The organism is Acidovorax sp. HMWF029, assembly GCF_003060895.1.
Classification (GTDB): domain Bacteria; phylum Pseudomonadota; class Gammaproteobacteria; order Burkholderiales; family Burkholderiaceae_C; genus Acidovorax.
In genome coordinates this window covers 1-2,362 of the sequence record NZ_QAIH01000251.1, presented here as the reverse complement: position 1 = coordinate 2,362, position 2,362 = coordinate 1, and the positions used below count along the sequence as shown (strand labels likewise).

The 2,362-nt window shown below is 65.7% G+C and carries 3 protein-coding genes; all 3 read right to left on the bottom strand.

All coding sequences use genetic code 11. From position 1 onward, the window contains the following. The coding region (locus tag DBR12_RS23145; protein ID WP_233244812.1) for an alpha-hydroxy-acid oxidizing protein at window positions 1-530 on the bottom strand (530 nt) is incomplete at its 3' end. Window positions 531-644: 114 nt separating this feature from the next. Continuing rightward, window positions 645-1,337, bottom strand: a complete 693-nt coding sequence (locus DBR12_RS18220; RefSeq protein WP_108618559.1) for a Fe2+-dependent dioxygenase — start codon at window positions 1,335-1,337, stop codon at window positions 645-647. An 86-nt stretch (window positions 1,338-1,423) separates the two neighbouring features. Continuing rightward, window positions 1,424-2,362: TonB-dependent siderophore receptor (locus tag DBR12_RS18215; RefSeq protein WP_146185572.1), on the bottom strand; the 939-nt coding region annotated here is incomplete at its 5' end.

Below are 2,362 nucleotides of genomic sequence, written 5' to 3'. Positions count from 1 at the left end.
CTGGCGGGTGCATCCACCGTCAGCACCAGCGCCTCGTAGCCCGCTGCCTCAGCCCGCTGCACCAGCGCCTGGGTAAAGCCCCGGTCGTGCTGCAGGTAGAGCTGGAACCACAGCGGGCCGCGCCCCGGGTCGGGCAGAACAGCGTCGGCAATGGCTTCGAGCGCCACGCTGGCCTGGGTGCTGAGCACCACGCCCGCGCCCAGCGCCGCCGCTGCATAGGCCATGGCCAGTTCGCCATCAGGGTGGGCCAGGCGCTGAAAGGCGACCGGGGCCAGCAAGATGGGGTGGGCCAGCGTGCGGCCCAGCAGCTGCACCCGGGTGTGGCCGCCCGCCAGCGGCCGCAGCACGCGAGGCCACAGGGGCAGGGCGTCCCAGGCGCTGCGGTTGGCGCGAAGGGTGATCTCGTCGGCAGCACCGCCGCTGAAGTAGGCCCAGGCGTTGTCGTCCAGTTGCTGGCGTGCCAGCAGTTCGTGGTCGGCCAGGTTGGCGATGTCGGGTGGCAGCCTGTGCCGGGCGGGGGTGTGGTTCATACCAATGAAAAAAGCACCCTGCGCCCGTTCAGCAAGCGTAAGGTGCTATTGAAATAGGAGTGATTCTGGCAAGGCGCGAGGGCGCTGCGGGGCCTTGGTGTTGAAGGTGGTGGCTCACACGTCGGCCCACATGCGCAGCAGGTTGTGGTACGTGCCGGACAGTGCAATCACCGATGGGTCTGTTTCGCCCACGCTTTGGCGTAGCCGCAGTAGCGACATGTCCATGTCGAACAGCAGCTGCCGCTGCTCCAGCCCGCGCACCATGCTTTCAACCCAGAAGAAGCTGCTGATGCGCTGCCCGCGTGTGACGGGCGACACCTGGTGCACCGTGCTGCTGGGGTACATGACCATGTCGCCTGCCGGGAGCTTGATGCGTTTTTCGCCCCAGGCTTCGGTGGCTACCAGTTCGCCACCGTCGTATTCCTCGGGCGGCGTGAGAAACAGCGTGCACGACAGGTCGCTGCGCACCCAGCAGTTGTCGGCCTTGGAGTGCATGACGGCGCTATCGACATGGTTGCCGTAGGCGTTGGCGCCACCGCCGTAGTGGTTGAACAGCGGGTTGTAGATGCGGCGCGGCAGGGCGGCCGAGAAGAACAGTGCGTTGCGCGCCAGGGCGGCCTTGACCAGACCTTGCAGCTGGGCTGAGAGCTCGCTGCCCTGCGCCAATTGCAAGTTGTTTTTCTGGTGCACTGCCTGGCCGCCTGCGCTGCGGGCGCCGTCCACCCACGGGGTATCGGGAGCCCAGAGCTGTTGCCGGAAGAAGGCGACTTCTTCGGCGGTGAGAACGTTGGGGATGTGCAGAAACATGGAGGCCGATTGTGACTCCGCCCCAGTGAAGGGGCGGAGTCGTTTCTTCAGAACATCAGCGCATCAGCGTGTTGGCACTTCGAAGATCAGAAGCGCGTCTTCACGGACACCTGCACGGCGCGGGGGGCGCCCGGCGTGTAGAAGCCACGGTACAGGCCATCGGCGTAGGTGCGGTCGAACAGGTTGCTCACGTTCAGCTTGAGCGTGGTCTTGTCGTCGAACGCGTACTCGGCCATGGCGTCCATCACGGCAAATCCGCTGGCGTACACAGCGCGCGAACCCTCGGGGTTTTGCTTGCTGCGGTAGGTCAGGCCTGCGCCCAGGCGCAGCTTGGACGTGACGGCATAGGTGCTCCACACGCTGCCGCTGTGCTTGGGCGTGAGGCCGGGGCGATCGCCCTGCACCTGGGCTCCGCCGCCGTTGGCGGCCAGCACCACGTTGCTGCGGTCGATCTTGGCCGAAGGAATCCAGGTGTGGTTGGCGAACACCTCCCACTGGGGCGTCAGGCGGCCGGCCAGGTTGAACTCCATGCCACTGGCGTGGCGCTTTCCGGAGAGCAGCTCTTGCTGGGCAGCGGTGTCAGGGTCGGTGTTGCGCTCGTTGTATTTCTCGCTGCGGAACACGGCCACACCCAGCAGGGCACGGCGCTCGAACAGCTCCATCTTGGTGCCGATCTCGAAGTTGCGGCTCTTTTCGGGGTCGGTGTTGGCGGTGCGTGCCGTGTTGTTACCGGGGTTGCCGAACTGGTAGGTATCGCCCGAAGTGTTGTACGAGGTGCCGAACGAAGCGTAGTACGAGAGCAGCTCGCTGGGCTGGAACAGCACGCCCACGCGGGGGCTGACTAGGCTGTCGGAGCGGGAGTTGCTCAGCGCGCCGGTGGCGTTCTTGTAGGAGGCCTTGAAGTTGTCATAGCGCAGGCCACCCACCAGCTTGAGGGTGTCGTTCAGCGCCATTGTGTCCTGGAAGTACAGGCCCAGGTTGCGCGACTTGAAGGTGTTCCACTGCACGGGCGCGCGGCCATCGGC

Coding starts and splice junctions, on each gene's coding strand:
- DBR12_RS18220 (WP_108618559.1), bottom strand. CDS start 1,337: ATGTTTCTGCACATCCCCAACGTTCTCACCGCCGAAGAAGTCGCCTTC.